Origin of the sequence: Azospirillum doebereinerae (assembly GCF_003989665.1) — a bacterium.
Lineage (GTDB): Bacteria > Pseudomonadota > Alphaproteobacteria > Azospirillales > Azospirillaceae > Azospirillum > Azospirillum doebereinerae.
In genome coordinates, this window is record NZ_RZIJ01000024.1 from 1 (window position 1) to 21641 (window position 21641).

Annotated in this window: 18 protein-coding genes and 1 pseudogene; 14 read left to right on the plus strand and 5 right to left on the minus strand. The window is 69.9% G+C overall.

The genetic code is table 11. The features are described from left to right. A pseudogene (locus EJ913_RS24165) lies at nucleotides 1-814 on the plus strand (NAD-glutamate dehydrogenase domain-containing protein); the annotation flags it as partial. Between the two features lie 649 nt (nucleotides 815-1463). On the opposite strand, the gene EJ913_RS24170 reads toward EJ913_RS24165, so the two are convergent. Further along, complete coding sequence (locus EJ913_RS24170; protein WP_127002735.1) at nucleotides 1464-2273, minus strand: MarR family transcriptional regulator; 810 nt, start codon at nucleotides 2271-2273, stop codon at nucleotides 1464-1466. 1045 nt (nucleotides 2274-3318) lie between these two features. Between EJ913_RS24170 and EJ913_RS24175 the strand changes: the two genes are divergently transcribed. The 4 genes from EJ913_RS24175 (at nucleotide 3319) to EJ913_RS24190 (ending at nucleotide 7960) form a co-directional block, all read left to right on the plus strand. Beyond that, nucleotides 3319-4269, plus strand: a complete 951-nt coding sequence (locus tag EJ913_RS24175) for a replication initiator protein A (protein ID WP_127002737.1) — start codon at nucleotides 3319-3321, stop codon at nucleotides 4267-4269. An 87-nt stretch (nucleotides 4270-4356) separates the two neighbouring features. After that, on the plus strand, nucleotides 4357-5379 hold the full coding sequence (locus EJ913_RS24180) for an AAA family ATPase (protein WP_127002739.1): 1023 nt from the start codon (nucleotides 4357-4359) through the stop codon (nucleotides 5377-5379). After that, nucleotides 5369-6220: a ParB/RepB/Spo0J family partition protein gene (locus EJ913_RS24185; RefSeq protein WP_127002741.1), complete on the plus strand. Its 852-nt coding sequence runs from the start codon at nucleotides 5369-5371 to the stop codon at nucleotides 6218-6220. The genes EJ913_RS24180 and EJ913_RS24185 overlap by 11 nt, the downstream gene beginning before the upstream one ends. A 192-nt stretch (nucleotides 6221-6412) precedes the next feature. Continuing rightward, the gene (locus EJ913_RS24190; protein ID WP_127002743.1) at nucleotides 6413-7960 is read left to right on the plus strand and encodes an ABC transporter substrate-binding protein; all 1548 of its coding nucleotides are present in this window, start codon (nucleotides 6413-6415) and stop codon (nucleotides 7958-7960) included. Between the two features lie 22 nt (nucleotides 7961-7982). Here the strand turns inward: EJ913_RS24190 and EJ913_RS24195 are convergent, their stop codons facing one another. Further along, nucleotides 7983-8348: a hypothetical protein gene (locus EJ913_RS24195; protein WP_127002745.1), complete on the minus strand. Its 366-nt coding sequence runs from the start codon at nucleotides 8346-8348 to the stop codon at nucleotides 7983-7985. 262 nt (nucleotides 8349-8610) lie between these two features. Between EJ913_RS24195 and EJ913_RS24200 the strand changes: the two genes are divergently transcribed. The 4 genes from EJ913_RS24200 to EJ913_RS24215 all read left to right on the plus strand — a co-directional run bounded on the left by EJ913_RS24200 (nucleotide 8611) and on the right by EJ913_RS24215 (nucleotide 12540). After that, nucleotides 8611-10236 carry an EAL domain-containing protein gene (locus EJ913_RS24200; RefSeq protein WP_127002747.1) on the plus strand — a complete coding sequence of 542 codons (1626 nt, stop codon included), beginning with the start codon at nucleotides 8611-8613 and terminating at the stop codon, nucleotides 10234-10236. Nucleotides 10237-10355: 119 nt separating this feature from the next. Continuing rightward, nucleotides 10356-10703 (plus strand): hypothetical protein, encoded by a 348-nt coding sequence (locus tag EJ913_RS24205; protein ID WP_127002749.1) that lies wholly within the window; start codon nucleotides 10356-10358, stop codon nucleotides 10701-10703. Between the two features lie 127 nt (nucleotides 10704-10830). Continuing rightward, a complete protein-coding gene (locus EJ913_RS24210; RefSeq protein WP_238522183.1) occupies nucleotides 10831-11277 on the plus strand; it encodes a hypothetical protein in 447 nt (148 codons plus the stop codon). 99 nt (nucleotides 11278-11376) lie between these two features. Then, nucleotides 11377-12540, plus strand: coding sequence for a phosphoserine transaminase (locus EJ913_RS24215; RefSeq protein WP_127002751.1), 1164 nt, complete (start codon nucleotides 11377-11379; stop codon nucleotides 12538-12540). A gap of 139 nt (nucleotides 12541-12679) precedes the next feature. On the opposite strand, the gene EJ913_RS24220 is transcribed toward EJ913_RS24215, so the two are convergent. After that, complete coding sequence (locus tag EJ913_RS24220; RefSeq protein ID WP_211099030.1) at nucleotides 12680-13198, minus strand: HPP family protein; 519 nt, start codon at nucleotides 13196-13198, stop codon at nucleotides 12680-12682. Nucleotides 13199-13458: 260 nt separating this feature from the next. On the opposite strand from EJ913_RS24220, the gene EJ913_RS24225 reads away from it, so the two are divergent. From EJ913_RS24225 to EJ913_RS24240, 4 genes are all read left to right on the plus strand, one after another. Further along, on the plus strand, nucleotides 13459-14613 hold the full coding sequence (locus EJ913_RS24225; RefSeq protein ID WP_127002753.1) for an ATP phosphoribosyltransferase regulatory subunit: 1155 nt from the start codon (nucleotides 13459-13461) through the stop codon (nucleotides 14611-14613). Nucleotides 14614-14683: 70 nt separating this feature from the next. Continuing rightward, nucleotides 14684-15976, plus strand: coding sequence for an adenylosuccinate synthase (locus EJ913_RS24230; protein WP_127002755.1), 1293 nt, complete (start codon nucleotides 14684-14686; stop codon nucleotides 15974-15976). 258 nt (nucleotides 15977-16234) lie between these two features. Further along, nucleotides 16235-18259, plus strand: a complete 2025-nt coding sequence (locus EJ913_RS24235) for a protein kinase family protein (protein ID WP_127002757.1) — start codon at nucleotides 16235-16237, stop codon at nucleotides 18257-18259. A gap of 20 nt (nucleotides 18260-18279) precedes the next feature. Next, a complete protein-coding gene (locus tag EJ913_RS24240) occupies nucleotides 18280-18774 on the plus strand; it encodes a hypothetical protein (protein WP_127002759.1) in 495 nt (164 codons plus the stop codon). Between the two features lie 148 nt (nucleotides 18775-18922). Here EJ913_RS24240 and EJ913_RS24245 read toward each other — a convergent pair whose 3' ends face one another. Both EJ913_RS24245 and EJ913_RS24250 read right to left on the minus strand, forming a co-directional pair. Next, nucleotides 18923-19915 carry an alpha/beta hydrolase gene (locus tag EJ913_RS24245; protein WP_127002761.1) on the minus strand — a complete coding sequence of 331 codons (993 nt, stop codon included), beginning with the start codon at nucleotides 19913-19915 and terminating at the stop codon, nucleotides 18923-18925. After that, nucleotides 19905-20915 carry an ABC transporter ATP-binding protein gene (locus tag EJ913_RS24250; protein WP_127002763.1) on the minus strand — a complete coding sequence of 337 codons (1011 nt, stop codon included), beginning with the start codon at nucleotides 20913-20915 and terminating at the stop codon, nucleotides 19905-19907. The genes EJ913_RS24245 and EJ913_RS24250 overlap by 11 nt, the downstream gene beginning before the upstream one ends. A 196-nt stretch (nucleotides 20916-21111) precedes the next feature. Here EJ913_RS24250 and EJ913_RS24255 point away from each other — a divergent pair, with 196 nt between their 5' ends. Then, a complete protein-coding gene (locus EJ913_RS24255) occupies nucleotides 21112-21300 on the plus strand; it encodes a zinc-finger domain-containing protein (RefSeq protein WP_127002765.1) in 189 nt (62 codons plus the stop codon). Nucleotides 21301-21641 lie beyond the last annotated feature (341 nt).

Sequence of the window (21641 nt, forward strand, 5' to 3'; positions counted from 1 at the left end):
CAACCGGGTCGGCCCGACCTTCGTCAAGGAGACGATGGAGAAGACCGGCCTCGGCCCCGCCGACGTCGCCCGCGCCTACGCCATCGTCCGCGACGTGTTCCAGCTCCGCCCGCTGTGGGACGCCATCGACGCGCTCGACAACCGGGTGCCCGCCGCCCTGCAGACGGCCCTGGTCCTCGAAAGCGTCCGGCTGATGGAGCGCGCGGTCGCGTGGTTCCTGGTCAACGCCGGCCACCCGCTGGATCTGGCCGCCGAGACCGCCGCCTTCCGGCCGGGGGTGGAGGCGCTGACCGCCAGCCTCGACACCGTGCTGGACGCCGAGGAGTCCTCCCGCCTCGCCGCCCGCGTGGCGGAGAGCGCCGGCCAGGGCGTCCCCGACGATCTGGCGCGGCGGCTGGCCGCCCTGCCCGTCCTGGCGGCGGCCCCGGATCTGGTCCGCATCGCCGAGAAGACCGGCCGCGCGGTCGCGGCGGTCGCCTCGGTCTATTTCGGGCTCGGCCGGCGCTTCGGGCTGGAATGGCTGCGCGACCGCGCCGACGGCGCCAAGGTCGACAACCACTGGCAACGGCAGGCCGTCGCCGCCATCGTCGACGACCTCTTCGCCCACCAGAGCGCGCTCACCGTCCGCGTCCTGGAAAACGGGGCCGGCGAGGACACGGCGGCCGATACTGTGGTCGAGGAGTGGATCGCGCGGCGCCGCCCGGTGGTCGAGCGGGTCGAACAGCTGCTGGCCGAGCTGCGCGCCCAGCCCGCCATCGACCTCGCCATGCTGGCCGTGGCCAACCGGCAACTGCGCGGCCTGATCGCCGGCTGACTCCTTCCCGGCCGACCGGCCGGCATCGGTTCGGACGGTGTCCCGGAGCGTTCCGGGGGCCGCTCCGGAGCCCCGGCCCCCTTCCGGCACGTTCGGGGGCTGGCGGCAACTCTCCTGACTTGGGCGGATTCGGGCAACCGGATCCGCCCTATTTCTGTTTGGCGTGGGCAGGGCGAGAGCCATGGCGGATTGGGCGCGGGCGCGCTCCTCCTCCCGCTCGCGGGTCCGGCGGCGCTGCTCCTGGGTGCGCAGGCGCAACGCGCCCTCTTGGCGCAGGCGGGAGGACAGACGGCGCAGTTCCTCCACCCGGCGGGATTCCGCCGGCAGCGGCGCCGCATCGAGCGCCGCCCGGAAGTCGCCCAGCGTCGGGAAGCGGCTCCACCCGCTGCGGAAACCGGCCCAGACGGCGCGGAACGCCGCCATCCAGCGATCCGCCGGCCACTCCGCCATCGCCACCACGTCGGCCTCCAGCAGGTCGGCGTCCGGCAGTTCCAGGGCGAAGCGCTCGGCCAGCTTCTCGACGCCGACCAGCACGTTTTCCACCCCGATGCGCGGCGTCAGCCCGTCGATGGCGGCGTCCACCCGGTCGGCCAGCGCCGCGATCTCGTCCGGCGTCCGGTCCTGCGTCTCGAAGCGCAGGTCGGCGACCTCAAGCCGGGCGAGCGAGACGATCGCGGAGGGCAGCGAGGGTGCTGCCGTTTCGGGCAGCCAATCCGGATCCGACAGGCCCGGATCCGGCCGGTTCGGCTCCCCGTCCAGGGCTGGAAGGCTCGGCGGACGGTCGTTGGAAACGGCGGTCATGACGGACCTCCCGGCGGGGTGAGGGGGGGAACGGAACGGCGCGGGGTTGACCCGTCGTCTCCGCTGCGGTGGGGATGGCGGCGGGCGCGACGAGTTCGCGGGCGATCCAGCGGCGCCACGCGGCGCCGGGGTCGGCGGGGCGGTAGCCGTTGCGGCCATGGGCCTTGCGGCACCACGCCACGAACTTCGCCGTCACTCGGGCCGGATCCACCTCCGGCCGTTCGCTGGCGGCCCAGGCGCGATCCTCAGGGCTTGGCGACCAATCGACCGGCAAAGCCCCGTCCCCCTCCCCGCGGAAGGAGGAGGATTCAGGATTCAAGGGATTCCCTGTTCCTAGAAGGACGTCAGCCCGTGGACCGCCGCTGTCAGCCGGCTGACACGACGTGTCGACGAAACCGGTCAGTTCGTAGAGGTATCCCCGGTACCCACGGCGCGTGCGCGCCGCCACCAGGGCCACCGGCGTGTCCTGGAGCGCCTTCAGGATCGCGTTGATCCAGGCACGGCTCTGCCGCAGCTCCTCGGCGAGTTCGCCTTGGGTGGCCGTGCAGACGCCATCCCGGTCGGCGTGCGCGTAGAGCGCCGACAGGACAGCGATATCGGCGGCCTGGACACCGGGCACGGTAATCCAGCGCCGGTACATCTCGGTGTACGGCTTCATGACGAGCCCTTCGTCGTTCCAACCCACGGAGGCGGAGACAAAGGGAGAGCGTTGACGGACTCCTGCGAATCCGCTTGGCTTTCGGGACCTGCCCTGACATCATGGAGTCGCCAAACAGCCAGATGTGGGGTGGTCGAGTGTCCCTCGGTCTCCTCCGTCCGACACGGAAGGTCCGGAGCAATCCGGACCTTTTGTGTTTTCGGAGGTTTTTTCCTCCCGCTACGTCATCGTCGTCTCCGTCGCCGCGCCATCGGTGCGAAACCACCGGCGCAAAAATCCGTGAAAGGGCGTTTTTCCGCCCAAGTCGGAACTGTGTACGCGGCGTTTCGATCCTGTCCACGCTCTTAACGAAACCGGCGTTTTGTGGTCCGGGCCGGCCGTGGAGTCAGCGAGAGTCAGGGGAATCAACGCCTTGCTCCGAGTCCCGCCGCTCCGCCGCGCGTCGAGTGTCGCTGTTCCGCCGAAAGATTCGGGCACGGATGTCGCCGTTCCGCCGAAAGATTCTTTGGGGGCCGGAGACCGCTTTCCCCGTTCGAGGGAGGCGAATGTCGCCGTTCTGCCGAATGACGAGCGCCGAATCCGGTGGCGCGCTGAGTCAGGGGGCGGGAATCGCTGGAGAATCGGACAGAGGGGGCAACCGAGCGAACGTCGCTGTTCTGCCAGTGCCGGGGGCTTTTCCGGGGATTCGGACGGAATCGAGGGGGTGGAGACTCACTGAAAACCTAGGGATAGCAATGCTTTCAGCGCTTCGACCCGGCCCGGCCGCGCTCCGGCACGGCAGAACGAAGACGCTTCAAGGCGCGGCTTCCGGCGTTCGGGGAGCGGGCCGGAGCGGCGGCGTTCCGTGGCCCGGTCCGGGATCGCCGCCGGAAAACTGGCAGAACGGCGACACTCGCAGGCCCGCCCGTCGGGAAAAGCGCCGTGATCCCGGGAATCTTTCGGCAGAACGGCGACGTTTGGGTTTCGACGGTGGAACACGGCGTCGCGCTGTCCGATTATGGTCTGAACCTTTCAGCAAGGCGCGCCCGTCGCGCGGAGAGACGGCATGACCCAGCAGACCATCAACGCGGAACTTCTCGACCGGCCGCTGCAACTGGCGTTGCGGCTGGACTCGCCGCTGACCGGCGACGTGCAGAACGACCGCCACATGATGGTCTACAGCCTGTTCGGCCTGTCCAAGGACAAGGTGGAGGCGCTGCCGACCTACGACGACGGCAAGGTCCGCATTGAGGTGCGGGCGCCCAAGAACGTCGGCGTCGCGACGATCTGGGACAAGGCGGTGCTGCTCTACGCCATCTCGCTGCTGCGCGAGAAGATGGACCAGGGCAAGGCGACCGCCAAGATGGGCGAGCTGCACTTCACCACCAGCGACCTCCAGCGCATCGTCGGCAAGACCGCCGGCGGCAGCGCCTACGACAAGATCGAGGGCGCGCTGGAGCGCTTGCAGGGCACCCAGATCAAGACCAACCTGGAAACCGGCGGCGAGGGCGAGACGGGCGCCTTCTCGTGGATTTCCGACTACAAGCTGCTCTACCAGCGCAAGAAGGACGGCGAGCGCGCGGTGCGCGGGCTGAAGCTGACCTTGTCCGGCTGGGTGGCGCGGGCGGCGCTGGGCTACAACCTGCTGAGCTACGACGACGAGTATTTCGCGCTGAAGCCGGTGGAGAAGCGGCTCTACGAGATCGCGCGGGCGCATCTGGCGCGCGGCAACGGCTTCTGGATGGCGCTGGAGCCGCTGCGCAAGCGGGTCGGCTCCGACAACGATCTGCGCAAGTTCAAGAACGCGCTGAACCCGGTGCTCGAGGCCGGCCGCATCCCCGGCTACGGCGTCCGCATCGTCGAGGCGTCGGAGTACAAGGAGGTCATGAAGGCGCGCGGCGCCGTGTTGGGCCGCGTGCTGAACGCCGAGCTGCCGGTGCTGTTCTGGCGCAAGGACCACGGCCCCGCCCCGGCCTGGATCGACGTGCCCAAGGTGGAATACGACGAGACGGTCTGACGCGGCCCTTCCCGGTAGACACCCGTTGCCGGGGTGGCGACGACTTGCTAGGCTCCGCCCGACTTTGAGAGCCTTTGGAGGGGTCCGGTGACGGGCGAGGAGTTGAAGGCGTTGCGGGAACGGCGCGGCCTGACGCAGACGCAGATGGCGGCGTTCGTCAACGAGCTGACCGGCCGCAAATACGACAAGCAGCGCTTGAGCAAGTGGGAGACCGGCAAGGAGGTGCTGCCCCGCGACGTGCTCGGCCGGCTGCTGCTGCTGGCGCTGGAACGCCCGGCGACGGTGGAGCCGCGTCTGGGGACGATCATCGCGGTCGGCCTCCAGAAGGGCGGCACCGCGAAGACCGCGACCTCGATCAACCTCTCCTTCATGCTGGCGCGGGCGGGCAACCGCGTGCTGCTGGTCGACGCCGACCCGCAGGGCAACGCCACCGTGCATGTCGGCGTGGCCCAGGCCGACGTGGTCGCGCTGACCGAGGCCGGCAAGGTGCTGTACCACGCCCTGATGGGCCGCACCCCGCTGGCCGAGGTGATCCGCCCGACCGGGGTGGCCGGGCTGGACGTGGTGCCGTCGAGCATCGCGCTCGCCAGCGCCGACACCGAGCTTCCGGGCAACCTGACCAACGCGCAGACCGCGCTGGCCGAGATCCTGGACGGGGTGCGGGCGCAATACGACGTGATCGTCATCGACTGCGCCCCCAACCTCGGCGCCGTCACCATCAACGCGCTGACCGCCGCCGACTACGTGCTGGTGCCCTGCCAGGCCGAACCGCACGCGATCCTCGGCGTCAGCGCCTTCCTCGACACCGTCGCCAAGATCCAGAAGCGGCTGAACCCGCGTCTGGAGGTGCTGGGCATCCTGCCGACCATGGTCAACCCGCGCCAGACCCAGGACCGCTCCTCGCTGGAGGACATCGTCCGGCTGTGGGGGGCGGAGCGCCGGGTGTTCCCGCCGGTGCCGCGCGCCACCATCTACGCCCAGGCGGCCGGCGCCAACGTCATCACGCTCGACGCCGACATCGGCGCGCCGGGCGTGGAGAGCTACGCCGCCATCGCCACCGCCCTGCTGACCGCCACCGGACGCCTGCGGGAGACCGCCGATGCCGCCTAAGAAGCTGATCCGCCAGACCGCCGCGACCGTGCTCCAGGCCAAGGATTCCGCCGTCGCGTCGGAGACCGACCGCATGTTCGGGCTGAGCGGCATGCTGCCCCGGCTGATCGAGGCCGATCTGTCGGCCATCGACACCAACCCGGACCAGCCGCGCACGGTGTTCGACGACGACGCCTTGCGCTCTTTGGCCGACTCCATCGCGCGGCACGGCCTCCAGCAGCCGGTGCTGGTGCAGGAGGGGACGGAGAAGGGGCGCTACCGTCTGGTCTCCGGCGAGCGGCGGCTGCGGGCGCACCGCCTGCTGGGGCGGCCGACCATCGCGGCGATCATCACCAAGGGCCGGCCCGAGGAGATCGCGCTGATCGAGAACGTCCAGCGCGTCGATCTCGACGCCATCGATCTGGCGCGCGGGCTGACCCAGTTGATCGAGTCCCACGGCTACACCCAGGCCGAGGTCGCCGCCGCCGTCGGCTGTTCCGAGGCCGAGGTGTCCAAGCGTCTGAAGGTGCTGGCGCTGCCCGGCGACATCCTGGCCGATTACCGGACCAACCCGGAGGCGGTGTCGCGCTCCGCCCTGGTCGAGCTGGCCTTCATCGAGGACGACGCGCAGATCCGCAAGCTCTGGCAGTCGGCACGGACCGGCGGGCTGACGGTCAGCGCGGTGCGCGCCGCCCGCCCGGCCTTGGCCAAGGCCGAGCCGTTGCAGCTTCTGGGCAAGGCGATCAACCGCATCGACAAGGACCTCAACGCGATCGGCAGCGTCGGCGAGGCGCTGCAGAAGGAGCACCGCGAGCGGCTGCGCGCCCTGCGGGACCGGATCGACGGCCTGCTGGGCGCGTGAGGCGTCGCCGCTTTCGAGATCGAAAGCGCGCAGGGGTTGCCGAAGTCGCGGCATGATCCTCTGGGTTGTCTTTCGATTTCGAAACTCGATGACCGGCAAGAACGGCCAGCCGGGATGACCGGTCCGGCCGTTCATGCTACAGGAGGAGCGGTTCCGTTCGGGGGCGTGTTCGAGGGTGTCATGGGTCCCGTCTTGCCGGCTGTTCATCGACGACAGGTTCTGGGCTTTCTGGGGGCGGTCGCGGCCGCGCGCGCCGTCCTGCCGTCATCGGCGCGGGCCGCGCTGGCGGGCACCTTGCGGATCGGCATCAAGGCCCTGCCCGCCTCGCTCAACCCGCTGACCGTCAACGATCTGGTGGCCCGCCAGATCCTGGGCTCCATGTACGAGAGCCTGACCAGCGTCGATCCCGAGGGCCGCATCCTTCCCGGCCTGGCGCTCAGTTGGGAGGCGTCGGACAACGCGCGGCGCTGGCGGCTCGCCCTGCGCCGGGGGGTGGTCTTCCACACCGGCCGCCCCTTCACCGCCCGCGACGTGAAGCGCAGCTTCGAGGCGGCGCTGGCGGCGGAGGGAGCGAACTTCGCGGTGCTGGCCCTGTCGAAGGTGCGGGGCTTCCGCGCGATGCGCGAGCGCAGCGCCACCGAGTTGAGCGGCGTGACCGTGATCGACGACCACACGCTGGAGGTCGTCTGCGACGAGCCCTGCGCCATCTTCCCCTTCGCCCGCTTCAACATCGTCGATGCCGAGGCCGTCGCCCAGGCCGGTCCCGCCTGGTACCGCGAGATGTCGGCCGGCACCGGCCCCTACCGGCTGTCGGGAAGCGCCGAGGGGATCCGGGTCGACGTCGAGGCCAGCCCCCATTGGCGCGGCGGCGCCGTCCCGTTCGAGCGGGTGTCCTTCCTGGCGACCGGCATCGGCAACGACGGCATCGGCCTGTTCAACGACAGCCAGATCGACTTCTCCTTCGTCGACACCGACGCGATGCGCGCGGTGATCGACGATCCGGGATTCAAGCGCGCGCTGATCTCCTGCCCGCGCATGCAGATGCGGGCGGTGGCGCTCGACCCGCGCCGGGTGGCGGCCTTCGGCGACGTGCGGGTGCGGCGGGCGTTGTCGATGCTGATCGACCGCGCCGCGATGGCCGAGCGGTTCTTCCGCGGCGTCGCCCGCGTCCACAACGGGGTCGTGCCGCCGGCCCTGCTGGCCAACGAAAGGCTGGAGCCGCTGGTCTACGACCCGAAGGGCGCGCGCGAGCTGCTGGCCCAGGCCGGGCATCCCGACGGGCGCGGCATCGAGCCCTTCACCGTCCACATCGTCCAGGAGTACCGGCGGGAGTTCGTCTATTACGTGTCGCAGTGGAACAACAGCGGCATCCCGGCCAAGCTGGTGGTGGCGCCGCGCCAGGAGTTCATCGCGCGGTCGCGGCGGCGCGACTACGACGCCTTCCTGTTCGGCTGGACCGCGACCTACCCGGACGCGATGAACTTCCTGGACGAGCTGTTCTCCAGCCGCAGCCGCTTCAACCCGGTCGGCTGGTCGAACGCGGAGTTCGACGGCATCCTCGACTCCGCGATGGCGCTGTCGGACCCGGAGCGGCGCGCCGACGCCTACAAGAAGGCCGAACGCCTCGTCATGGCGGATCTGCCGCTGATCCCGCTGGTGGTGCCGGATTACGTGGCGCTGCGCAGCAACGCGTTGAGCGACAACTTCATCACGCCCTTCGGCGGCATGAACTTCGCCTGACGCGCTGCCGGGCGGCGGAGCGTCAGTGGTTGCGCGGCCCACCCTCCTCGGCCGGCGGTTCGTCCGGGATGAAGGACAGGGCGGTGCGGATGATCGCCTGGATGTCCGGGCTCTCGGCGTTTGGCAGGGCGCCCGCGACGTTGCCGACGATGGTGCGCACGGTGTCCGAGGGCACGCCGGCCGCCATCGACAGCGCGGCCAGGGCGGCCGACACGGCGGTCAGCGCCACGATCTGGCCCTGGAGCGAATCCCGCGTCTCGTCCAGCGCGTCGCTCAGCGATTCATGGCTGCGGCGGCCGGTGTTGGCGATGTCCTTCACGGCGTTGGACATGGTCATGACGGCCTCGCGCAGGGCGTCGAACTCCTCACGGGTGATGCTGTCGGTCACGGCGGAAACCTCGGTGGTGGGCTTTTGCGAAAAAATCCGGCCCGGCGGGCGATGCCGGCCAACCGACCCTAGCACGGCCCGGCCCTAAACATCGCGGCTCGAAACACGGCGCGGGCGGCGCCTGTCCGGTTCCGACGAGGGGAAAATCCCGGGAGAGTAGCGGTTCATTAACATTTAGAATGCGAACGTTCCTGACACGAACGATATCGCCGCCGCGCCCACCGCCTCAGCCGACCAACCGCCGTTTCAGCGTCGAGGGTTCATGACCACGGACGTCGCACGCTTCCTGGGCTTCGCCTTCGCGAACGCCGATGTCCTGGTCGAAGTCGACGCGCGCGGCCTGATCGGCTTCGCGGCGGGCGCCTTGCAGCATGTCCTGGGCACCACCGACGCCGCCCTGGTCGGCCAGCCGATCGACGGCCTGATCGCGCCGGGCGACCGGGGGCTGGTCCGCCGCCTGCTGCGCACCGTCGGCGCCAACGCGAGGCTGGAGCCGCGCACCGTGGCGCTGGCCGGCGGCGGACCGGCGACGCTGGCGGGCTACCGGCTCGGCCGCTCGGCCAACGTCCAACTGACCCTGACCCGGATCGAGACCGGCGCCAAGACCGCCCCCCTGCCCGTCCGCGACGCCGAGACCGGGCTGCTCGACCCCGAGGCCTTCCAGGCGCAGCTCGGCGAACGCTTCGGGCTCGACGTGGGAGAGGGCGCGCCGAAGCTGACCCTCATCAAGATCGCCCAGTTCGGCGAGGTGAAGTCCCGGCTGGGGCCGGAGCTGACGGTCCGCCTGCTGGGCGAGGTGGGGGCGCTGCTGCGCGTCCACGCGTCGGCCGACACGCTGGCGACCCGGCTGGGCGAGGACCGCTTCGGGCTGGTCCACGCCGGCGAGGTGAACGGTCCGGCGCTGGCCGGGGAGATCGCGGTGGCCGGCGTGCAACTGGCTCCCGACGCGCCGTCGCTGCGGGCCGACAACCTGACGCTGGACATGGCGGCGCCGGGGCTCAGCCGCGAGGACGCCGGCCGCGTGCTGATGTTCACGGTCAAGAGCTTCGCCGAGGACACCGCCAGCTTCGACATCGCCGATATGCAGGACGCGGTCAAGCTGCTGGTCGACCGGACGGTGTCGCGGGTGACGACGCTGCGCTCGACCCTGACCGACGACCGGCTGAAGCTGCAGTTCCAGCCCATCGTCGCGCTGTCGTCCAAGGGGCTGCACCATTACGAGGCGCTGGCCCGCTTCCCCAACGGCGCCCCCGGCCCGACCATCGCCTTCGCCGAGCAGATCGGCATGGTCCAAGACGTCGATCTGCTGGTGTGCGAAAAGGCGCTGGAGGTGCTGGCGTCGGACAGGAGCCTTCAGATCGCGGTCAACATGTCGGCGGCCTCGCTCGGCAGCGACCTCTTCGTCGTCGCCTTCCAGCGGCTGGTCGGGCGCAATCCGGGACTGCGCTCCCGCCTGCTGGTCGAGGTGACCGAATCGACCGGTCTGACCGACCTGCCACGCGCGGCCCGCGTGTTGGAGGATTTCCGCAAGGTCGGGCACCGGATCTGCCTGGACGATTTCGGCGCCGGGGCGGCCTCCTTCCCCTACATCCAGGCGCTGCCGGTGGATTTCGTGAAGATCGACGGCAGCTACGTGAAGCGGCTGGGCGGCAGCCCGCGCGACGACGCCATCCTGCGCGCCATGGTCGGCCTGTGCCGGGAGATCCGCGTGCAGGTGATCGCCGAGATGGTGGAGACCGCCGACCAGGCGGCGCAATTGACCGCCTGGGGCTTCGAACTGGCGCAGGGCTATCACTTCGGCCGCCCCGCCGACCGGCCCGGCTACCAGCCGCCCAGCCTGTTCGTCCCCCCAGCCAAGCGGCAGGGGGCCAAGGACAGCTGGTCGTAAGGCTTCGCCCAAGGTCGTAGAACCGCATCGGCCGATTTTTTTTGGAATGAAAACGCGGCGGGCGACGTTCACCTTGGCATTGGGGGGATGAACATCCCCGACAGCAGGAGGACGCCGGAATGTCTGGCCGCTTTGGAAACGCTTTGAAGGCCGTGGCGCTGGGCGCCCTCGTCGCCGGTTCGATGCTGGGGGCCGGCGTCGGCACCGCCGCCGCCCATGACGACTGGCGGGGCGGCCGCGGTTACGACCGTGGCTATGACCGTGGCTGGGAAGACCGTGGCCGGGAGTGGCGCGGCGAACGTCACCACCGCGGCCCGCCGCCCCGCCATTGGCGCGAGCCGCGCGTGATCTACGCCCCGCCCCCGGTCGTTTACGCGCCGCCCCCGCCGCCCCGCGTGATCTACGCCCAGCCGCCCGTCGTGTACGCGCCCAGCCCCGGCTTCGGCTTCAGCGTCAACATCCGCTGATCCGACATTCGCCGGGCTTGGCCCAACGGACGGCTTCCGGCCCGCCCGTCCCCGCATTAAGGTGCGCCCCGCCGGGAGACTGCCCGGCCTGGGGCGTGAGCGAGGGAGAGAGACGGTGCGGAATGGGATGATGCGCGCGGTCGCGCTGACCGGTGGGCTGCTGTGCGGGACGCCCGCCCATGCGGCGGAACCGTATCTGACGGCGGCGCTCGGCGACGTGGTGGTGAAGCTGGTCGAGGTCGAGCCGAAGGTCACGCGGGTGGTCGTCGACGACAAGACCGTCTTCGAGGACCGCGAGAGCACGCAGGTCAGCTTCGTCAACGCCTACACGGTCCAGGGCCGCTGGATGGCGCTGCTCCAGACGGAGACCGGCGCCAAGGATTGCCCGGCCCGCTTCCGCATCCTCGACCTGGGGGCGCCCAAGCCGTCGGTCTCCCTGCCCTTCGGCTCGTGCAGCGACGCCGCGCAGGTGACGACCAGCGACACCGCGCTGACCGTGTCGATGCCGGTTCCCTCCAGCACGGACACCGCCGCCTGGACCTACCGCGACGGCCGCATCGCGCGCAGCCGCTGAGCGTTCGAGCCTGAGGGCTTTGGGCCGATTGACGGGCGGGCGCGCGGCTTTTAAGGTCCGGACCTCCGCACAACCCCGATTCCGGGTAGGAAGTCCGCCATGAAGCCCAGCCGCCGCCCGTCGACCCCGCTGTTCTCGTCCGGCCCCTGCGCCAAGCGTCCGGGCTGGACGCTCGACGCGCTGGACGGCGCGCTGCTCGGCCGCTCGCACCGTTCCAAGCCCGGCAAGGCCAAGCTGCGGGAGGTCATCGACCTGACCCGCGCGGTGCTGGCCATCCCCGGCGACTACCGCATCGGCATCGTTCCCGCCTCCGACACCGGCGCGGTGGAGATGGCGCTGTGGTCGATGCTGGGCGCGCGCGGCGTCGACATGCTGGCCTGGGAAAGCTTCGGCAAGGAGTGGGTCACCGACGTCGTCACGCAGCTCAAGCTGCCCGACGCGCGCACGATGATCGCCGACTACGGCAAGCTGCCGGATCTGACGGCGGTCGATTTCTCCCGCGACGTGGTCTTCCCGTGGAACGGTACCACCGCCGGGGTGCGGGTGGCGGACGGCGACTGGATCCCCGCCGACCGCAGCGGCCTGTCGATCTGCGACGCGACCTCGGCCGCCTTCGCGATGGACCTGCCCTGGAACAAGATCGACGTCGCCACCTGGTCCTGGCAGAAGGTGCTGGGCGGCGAGGCGGCCCACGGCATGCTGGTGCTGAGCCCGCGCGCGGTGCAACGGCTGGAGAGCTACCAGCCCGACCGGCCGCTGCCGAAGATCTTCCGCATGACCAAGAACGGCAAGCTGATCGAGGGTATCTTCGAGGGCGACACCATCAACACGCCCTCGATGCTCTGCGTCGAGGACGCCATCGACGGCCTGCGCTGGGCGCTGTCGGTCGGCGGGCTGCCGCAGTTGATCCGCCGGTCGGAGCAGAATCTGCGTCTGGTCGCGGAATGGGTGGAGACCAGCGCCTGGGCCGGCTTCCTGGCCGATGACCCGGCGACGCGTTCCTGCACGTCGATCTGCCTGCGCTTCACCGACCCCGACGTGAACGCCCTGTCCGGCGAGGCGCAGGCCGCCTTCGCCAAGAAGCTGTCGGCCCTGCTGGAGAAGGAGGAGGCCGCCTTCGACGCCGGCTCTTACCGTGACGCCCCTCCGGGCCTGCGGCTGTGGGGCGGCGCCACGGTGGAGAACGACGACATGGAGGCGGTGCTACCTTGGCTCGACTGGGCCTTCGCGACCGTCAAGGCCGAGGTGATCGGCGGGCGGTGAGTTATGCGGGGCCCCTCTCCCCTCGCGGGAGAGGGGTTGGGGTGAGGGGGACGCAAACTTCTTTCGCCTCCGGCGAATACCCCTCATCCCAACCCTTCTCCCGCAAGGGGAGAAGGGCTTCGAGAACGTGTCGGCCCGATTACAGCCAATAGCGCGGATACGCCCGGTCGCTGCGCAGGTTGTTCACCAGCAGCCCGATGCCGATGAGGATCAGTGCCCCGGCCACGGCGCTGGGCACCAGCAGCGCGGTGTCGGTGCCGGGCGCGAAGGCCAGCAGCGGCATCGCCCCGGCCGGCGCGTGGAGGGTGCGGGTCATCTGCATCGCCGCGATGGCCGTGCCGACCGACAGGGCGACCACCCAGGGCGCGCTGCCCAGCAGGAACAGCGCCAGGATCCCCACCAGCGCCGACACCAGATAGCCGCCGACGACGCTGCGCGGCTGCGCCAGATGGCTGTCGGTCGCCGCGAAGATCAGCACGCAGGTGGCGCCGAAGGGGGCGATCAGCAGCGGCAGCTTGGCCAGAAGCGACAACACGCTGATGGCGCCGATGCCGGCGCTGCCGCCCGCCCACGACCACAGCGCCTCGCGCACATGCGGCCGGGCCGGAGCCTTTTCCGTGCCCTTCATCTTGCCGAAGAACGCACCGACCCGCTTCATGATGGACCCCCGCGACAGCGTCCAAGGATGGTAGGGGCTGCGCAAAAACCCGTCAAGCTGCCAAAAAATACGGCATATGGTTTTCCATATTCTGTGCACCGAATCCCACAAACGCACCGCCCCGTCCCACGCAGGGGAGGTGTGGGCGGCCTGCGGGGCTTTTCCGTTTGCATGACGGGCGGGGGTCGGGTATTAGCCCGCCCCGTATGTCCGGCGTTCGTGCCCGGCATCTGCCACCCCTTGACGAGACGACGCTGGTCATGCCCGCCGACGCCCTGAGTTCCGCCCTGCTGCCCGCCGGATTGCACGATGTGCTGCCGTCCGAAGCGGCGCATGAAGCGGCCGCCGTCGAACGCCTGCTGGCGGAGTTCGCCGCGCATGGCTACCGCCGCGTCGATCCGCCTCTGGTGGAGTTCGAGGAGAACCTGTTGTCCGGCGCCGGGGCGGCGATGGCCAAGCAGACCTTCCGCCTGATGGACCCGCATTCGCAGCGCATGATGGCGGTGCGCGCCGACATCACGCCGCAGATCGCCCGCATCGCCACCACCCGCCTGAAGAACGAGGCGCGTCCGGTGCGCCTGTGCTACGCGGGCCAGGTTCTGCGCGTGAAGGGCTCCCAGCTTCGTCCCGAGCGCCAGTTCACCCAGGTCGGCGTCGAACTGATCGGCCCGCTGGAGCCCGACGCCGACGCCGAGGTCGTGCTGCTGGCCGTCCAGGCGCTGGCCGCCGTCGGCGTGCCGCACCTGTCGGTCGACCTCTGCGTGCCGACCATGGTCTCGCGCATTTGCCGGGGCTTGGGCCAGTCCGAGGACGACACCCGCCGTCTGCGCGCGGCGCTCGACCGCAAGGACGCCGCCGGCGTGGCAGCGGTCGGCGGCCCTGCCGCGGCGCTGCTTGGCACGCTGATGGGCGCGTCCGGCCCGGCCGACCGCGCGATGGCCGCGCTGGCCTCGCTGCCGCTGCCGGAAGGCGCGGAGAAGGACCGCCGCCGCCTGACCGACACGCTGGCGCTGCTGCGCGTTGCAGCGCCGGGGCTGACGGTGACCATCGATCTGGTCGAGCATCGCGGCTTCGAGTACCAGACCGGCCTCAGCTTCACGCTGTTCTCGCGCGAGGCGGGGGAGCTGGGCCAGGGCGGCCGCTACCGCGCGGGCGTCCAGGGCGACGACACGGGCGAGCCGGCGACCGGCTTCACCCTCTACATGGACAACGTGCTGCGCGCCGTTCCGGCAGCCTCGGCACCCAAGCGCGTTTATGTGCCGCATGGCACGGGTTGGGCGGCGGCGGGCACGCTGCGCGCCGAGGGATGGGTGACGGTGGCCGGGCTCGCCCCGGCGGCCGACCCGGTCGCGGAGGCGAAAAGACTCCACTGCGGCCACCGGTTGACGGACGGTGTCGTCCAGCCGGTCGAGTAAGGCTTTTCGTGCCCTTCTCCCCTCCGGGCGAGGGGCTATGCGATCATTTTTGTTTGTGGAGACCGAAGAGATGGCCAACGTTGCGGTGGTCGGCGCCCAGTGGGGCGACGAGGGCAAGGGCAAGATCGTCGACTGGCTGTCGAGCCGGGCCGACGTGGTGGTGCGCTTCCAGGGCGGTCACAACGCCGGCCACACGCTGGTGATCAACGGCGTCGAGTACAAGCTGAGCCTGCTGCCCTCGGGCGTGGTGCGCCAGGACAAGCTGTCGGTCATCGGCAACGGCGTCGTCTTCGACCCGTGGGCCTTCATCCGCGAAGTGAACGCGATCAAGGACAAGGGCGTCTCCGTCACGCCGGAGAACCTGATCGTGGCCGAGAACGTGCCGCTGATCCTGCCCGTCCACAGCGCGCTCGACAAGGCGCGCGAGGAGGCCAAGGGCGCCGGCAAGATCGGCACCACCGGCCGTGGCATCGGCCCGGCTTATGAGGACAAGGTCGCCCGCCGCGCCATCCGCCTGTGCGACCTGACCGACGAGGCGGTGCTGATCGAGAAGGTCGACGCCCTGCTCGCCCACCACAACGCGCTGTTCCGCGCGCTGGGCGCGCCGGAGATGACCCCGGCCGACCTGCTGGAGCCGCTGCGCGAGATCGCCCCGCAGGTTCTGCCCTACGCCGCCGTCGTCTGGAAGCGGCTCGACGAGCTGCGCCGCGCCGGCAAGCGCATCCTGTTCGAGGGCGCGCAGGGCTCGATGCTCGACATCGACCACGGTACCTACCCCTACGTCACCTCGTCCAACACGGTGGCCGGCAACGCCGCCGCCGGCAGCGGCATGGGGCCGCGCGCCGTCGGCTACGTGCTGGGCATCACCAAGGCCTACACCACCCGCGTCGGCTCCGGCCCCTTCCCGACCGAGCTGACCGATGACATCGGCGAGCTGCTGGGCCAGAAGGGCAAGGAGTTCGGCGTCGTCACCGGGCGCAAGCGCCGCTGCGGCTGGTTCGACGCCGTCATGGTCCGCCAAGCGATCAAGACCGGCGGCATCGACGGCATCGCGCTGACCAAGCTGGACGTGCTCGACGGCTTCGACGAGATCAAGGTCTGCGTCGGCTACCGTCTGGACGGCCAGGAGCTGGACTATTACCCGGCCAACGCCGGCGCCCAGGCCCGCGTCGAGCCGATCTACGAGACCTACGAGGGCTGGAAGGACACCACGCGCGGCGCCCGCACCTGGAACGAGCTGCCGGCCCAGGCGGTCAAGTACGTCCGCCACATCGAGGAGCTGATCCAGGCCCCGGTCGCCCTGCTGTCGACCAGCCCGGAACGCGACGACACCATCCTGATGACCGACCCGTTCTCGGATTGATCGTCGTTCGCAAGACTTGGCATGCAAAGCCCCTCTCCCCTTGCGGGAGAGGGGTTGGGGTGAGGGGTACGCAAGCCTTTTCTTCGCCTTCGGCGAATCCCCCTCATCCCAACCCTTCTCCCACAAGGGGAGAAGGGCTTTCAAAGATGAAAAACTCCTCTCTCGACCGTTCTTAGCGCCGGTATCTAAAAGGTTGTTTTCCCTGTGCGCGCCACCTAGGGTCTGCGGGAGCCCGCACGCCTTGGGGACACGCCGTTCATGCCGTCCGATGCCCAGACCGCCGCCGGGGCGATGGCCGACACCGTCAAGCTGGCGGAACGCTACGAGATCCAGCCCGGCGCGCCGCTTCCCGCGCTGAACGCGGTGGGCGGCAACGCCTTCACCGCCAAGCCGCTGCGGGAAAAGCGGCTCGAAGCCTTCGCCATCATCTGCCACGCCTCGACCCTGCCGCGCACCGACATCTGCGCCACCGTCGCCAGCCTGGACAACGGCACCCACATGCGGCTGCTCGATTGGGGGCTGGTCGACTGGCCGCAGGACCGGGGCCGCCGCTATTGCCTGATGTTCGAGAAGCCGGGCGGCCGCCGCCTGATGACCTCGATCAACGAGACCTACGAGCCGATGCCGGAGGAGCAGCTCACCCGGCAGATCGTCCACCCGCTGGTCTCCGCCCTCAAGGAGATGTCGGGCCGGGGCGTCGTCCACGGCGCCATCCGGCCGACCAACCTGTATTTCCGCGACCTCGCGTCGGGCGGGCTGATGCTGGGGGAAAGCGTCTCGGCGCAGCCCGGCTACGGCCAGCCGGTGCTGCTGGAGACCATCGAGCGCGGCATGGCGATGCCGGCCGGGCGCGGCACCGGCAGTGCGGCGGACGACATGTATTCGCTGGGCGTCACCCTGCTGATGCTGGCGCTCGGCCGCAACCCGGTGGCCGGGCTTGACGACGAGGCCATCGTCCAGGCGAAGATCGAGCGCGGCTCCTACCCGGCGCTCGTCAACCAGCACCGCCTGCCGCTGGCGGTCAACGAGATGGTGCGCGGTCTGCTGGTGGACGACCCCAAGCAGCGCTGGACCCTGAACGACCTCGATTTGTGGGTGGCGGGCCGGCGGCTCAGCCCGAAGCAGCCGCAGATCTCGCGCCGCGCCTCCCGCCCCATCGAGTTCCAGGGGCAGGAGTACTGGCATTGCCGGACGCTGGCCCGCGCCTTCGCCCGGCAGGTTCCGGCGGCGGCCATGGTGATCGAGAGCGGCGAGCTGGACAAATGGCTGCGCCGCTCGATGGGCGACGAACTGCGCGCCGAGGCGGTCAACAACGCCGTCCAGACCGCCTCGACCGGCAAGGGCGGCAGCCAGGGCGACCGGCTGGTGGCGCGGGTCTGCATGGCGCTGGATCCGACGGCGCCGATCCGCTACCGGGGCCGCGCGATGATGCCGGACGGCATCGGCACCATGCTGGCCGACGCCTTCATGCGCGGCGAGTCGCCCCAGGCCCCGGCCGAGGTCGTCACCAACCAGCTGCCGATGTTCTGGGCCAACGTCCAGAGCGAGTTCAAGCCGGAGTTCGTGCCGCTGGTGCAGACCTACGACCAGCTGCGTGGCTTCCTGGAGCGTTCCGCCTACGGGCTGGGGGTGGAGCGGGTGCTCTACGAGATGAACCCCACCATGCCCTGCATGAGCCCGCTGGTGGCCAAGCAGCTGCCGACCAACCCGTCGGAGCTGCTGCGCGCGCTCGACTGGCTGGCCGCTGGCGGCCAGCGCCACAAGGACCCCGTCGACCGCCACATCGCCGCCTTCCTGGGCGCCCGTCACAAGCGGGGCGACGACCTGCTGTTCACCCAGCTCGGCAGCGGGGTGGAGCCGATGCGCCGGGTCATCGCCATGCTGACCATCCTGTCGGACGTCCAGGCCCGCACCGGGGTGGACGGTCTGACCCATCTGGCGGCCTGGGTGGTGGCGCTTCTGGAACCGGCCTTCCGCCGCTTCCACAACCGCCCCCAGCAGGAGGTGGTGCGCAAGCAGGCCGACGGCGCCGCCCACAACGGCCGGCTGACCGAGCTGCTGAAGGTGGTGGACGATCCGGAATCGTTGCGCCGCGACCGGCTGGAGTTCGAGGCGGCGCAGATCGCCTACCGCGAGGCCGACGCCGAGATGGAGAAGGTCCGCCACACCATCGCCGACCGCAACGCCATCGTCGAATCGTCGGGCCGGCAGGTCGCCGCCATCACGTCGAGCCTGCTGTCGACCGTCATGGTCGCCGGCATCATCCTGTTTTTCGCCTTCTGACGGGCCGGGGGAGGGGTTTCATGGCGCGCAAGCGGAAGAAGAAGGGCGGGATGCTGACGCTGGTCCTGCTGATCATCCCGGCGGGTCTCATCGTGCTGCCGACCTCGATCCTGTTCGGGATCGGCATGATCCCGACCATCGTCGCCTATGTGGTGGACCGCGACCCCGACAAATCGGCGCCGATCACCGTGGGCGGCCTGAATTTCTGCGGCTGCATGCCCTTCGCCATCGACCTGTGGAAGCACCAGCACACCATCAGCGCCGCCGGGAAGATCTTCGCCGATCCGTTGTCGTGGCTGGTGATGTTCGGCTCGGCGGCGGTCGGCTGGGGGCTGTACTACGGCATCCCGCCGATGGTCGCCGGCATGGAGATCGCGCGCGCGGAAAAGCGCCTGGAGGTGCTGAAGGGCAAGAAGGTGGCGCTGGTCCAGGAATGGGGGCCGGACGTTGCCGGGGATTACTTCGCGGAGGAGCCCGACGGCTTCGAGCCGGGGGCGGAGGCGGAGGGGGCGTAGGGGAAGCGGTCGGCTCCGATTGCCCCCTCCCTAACCCTCCCCCGCCTTCGGCAGGAGAGGGAACTCCGCCGAACGCCGCCAAGGGTCCAACCCCCTCTCCCGCCAAAGGCGGGGGAGGGATGGGGAGGGGGCATCGAAGCCGACGCCCCTACTTCGCCGCCACCAGCTCGCGCGGGTTGCGGTCGGCGCCGCTGGCCAGCGGGTTCTTGGGGTGCTCGATCCAGGCGGCGATGTCGTCCACCACCACCCCGCCCTTCAGGTCGCGCAGCAGCATGTGGTAGCCGTCCGGATAGACCGCCACGACGTGGCGCCCGCCGGCCTCGAAATCCTTGAGCGCGCGTTCCACCGGCTTGGGCGGCAGCACCTGCTCGTGCGCGCCATAGAGCACCAGGGACGGCACCTCCAGCCGGGGGCAGGCGGCCAGCGCCGCGCCCATCAGGTCGGTCAGCCCCTCCAGCGCGTCGACCCGCGAGCCCTTGATGATCAGCGGGTCGCGGCCGAGCGCGCGCAGCATCTCGATGTTGTCGGAGGGCTGGATGTTCAGGTCGCGGGGCGCGTGGACGACCATACCGGGAACCAGGTTGTAGGTCACCCACAGCGCGGCGCGCGGGAAGAACCCCATCGTCTCGCGGCCCCAGACGGCGGGCGCCACCAGGATGGTGCCGTCCACGCGCGGCGGGTGCTTGTCGGTCATGGCGGTCAGCACGACGGCGCCGCCCATGCTCTCGCCCATCAGGTAGACCGGCAGGCCGGGGTGGCGCAGGCGGACCTGCTCCACCGCCGTCTTCACGTCGGCGACCAGCGTGTCGGTGCCGGGCCAGATGCCGCGGTCGCGACCGGCGCCGAAGCCGCGCTGGTCGTAGGCGTAGGTGGCGACGCCCTGCCCGGCCAGCCGGCGCCCGGCCCCGTCGAAGGCGTTGGAGTAGTCGTTGAAGCCGTGCAGGGCCACGACCACGGCCCTGGGCTTGCCGTCGGCCGGCAGCCAGGAGCGCAGCGGCAGCTCGAAGCCGTCGGCGGCGACCAGCGCGCGGTCGGTCAGCGCGGGTTGGACGATGGCCGTCCCCATCGGTTGGAAATTGGCGGCACAGCCGCCCAGCAGAAGTCCCAAGCCGAGAACAGCCGCCAACCCGCTACGCCGCATGGACTACCCCTGTGTTGTCGTGAGCACCACCTGTGAGCTGAAGGAATATATCCTCCAAATCCGATTCCTCGGTCGTGACATCGATAATCCCGATTCCCGCCGCCGCGAGGGCCGACAGGATCGCGCCGGCCCGCTGGCGGCTCGGCTGGTAGCGCACGACCAGCCGGCGCGGCTCCGGCAGCTCCACCGAGAAGCCCTCCAGCGCCGGCGGCGGCGCCGTCAGGTCACGCTCCAGCGTGAAGCACATCGCCTTGGCGTCCACCCGCCGCAGCAGGGTCGCGGTCGGCTCGCAGGCCACCACCTGACCGTGGTTGATGATGGCGATGGTGTCGCACAGCTCCTCCGCCTCCTTGAGGTAGTGGGTGGTCAGCAGCACGGTGGTGCCGGCCCGGTTCAGCGTGCGGACGTATTCCCAAAGCTGGCGGCGCAGCTCCACGTCGACGCCGGCGGTCGGTTCGTCGAGGATCAGCACGGGCGGCGTGTGGACCATCGCCTTGGCCACCATCAGCCGGCGCTTCATGCCGCCCGACAGCGAGCGCGCGTGGGCGTCGGCCTTGTCGGCCAGCCCGACAGCGTCGAGCAGCTCGTCGGTGCGGCGCTCCCGCTTCGGCACGCCGTAGAGGCCGGCCTGAAGCTCCAGCATCTCGCGCGGGGTGAAGAAGGGGTCCATGTTCAGTTCCTGCGGCACCACGCCGATCGACGCGCGGGCGCGGCGCGGGTGCTCCGTGACCTCGTGGCCCCAGATCGTCGCCGTGCCGCCGGTCTTGTTCACCAGACCGGCCAGGATGTTGATGAGGGTGGACTTCCCAGCCCCGTTCGGCCCGAGCAGCCCGAACAGCGAGCCGCGCGGGATGGCGAGGTCGAGCCCCTTCAGCGCGTGCTTCGGCCCGGCCTTGCCGGTGGGCTGGTAGATCTTCGTCAGGCCGCGAAGCTCCACGGCGTTGGCGGGAAGATCGACCGGGACGGGGGCCGGGGTGGGGGTGCCGACATGCGCGACCATTTCAAGACCTCAAAAGAACCCATGACGATGACGTTGTGCGGAAAACCGAGTCAATCCCGTTGATCCGCGCGGTGCGATGGGTATCATCCCGCCCGCGCGCCGATCCTTCGGGATCCGGGAGCCCGGCTTTCCGGACACAGCCCCACGATGGCGCACGCGCGCGCGCCTGTCAAAACAGAGCCTGCCAGAACAGAGGATGACCGCCATGCAGCCGACCGAGACGATACCCGTGGAAACCGCGACCGTCGGGTGCGACGGCGGCGGCGGCGCGCTGGGCCATCCGCTGGTCTACCTGACGCTCGACCAGGACGGGCAGGTGGAATGCCCCTATTGCTCGCGCGCGTTCAAGCTGAAGGAAGGCGTCACGCTCGGCCACGGCCACTGAGCCGGCCATTGAGTCGGTCTGGCGCAACGCACAAGGTTTCGGCGCCAAGGTTCCAAGACCAAAGGACCTTTTGCGGCGGCTGACTGGGATGAGGGATGGAAAAACGGACCGGTCGCGGTCGTTTTCCGTCCCTTATTTGTTTGTAAACAATTCTTTACTCTGTTTTACCAGAACATCCCGATTCCCGCCGTGGTTATTGATCGCGACCCGAATCAGGTTACATTCCTGTTATATTTTCTTCGCGGTTGTGCGAAAGTCACGAGCGATCCGTCTTGACGGGTTTCGGTAAGCTGTCATCTTTGTTGCGTTGCGGTACCGCCTAGTCATCCCTCCTGTTCGTT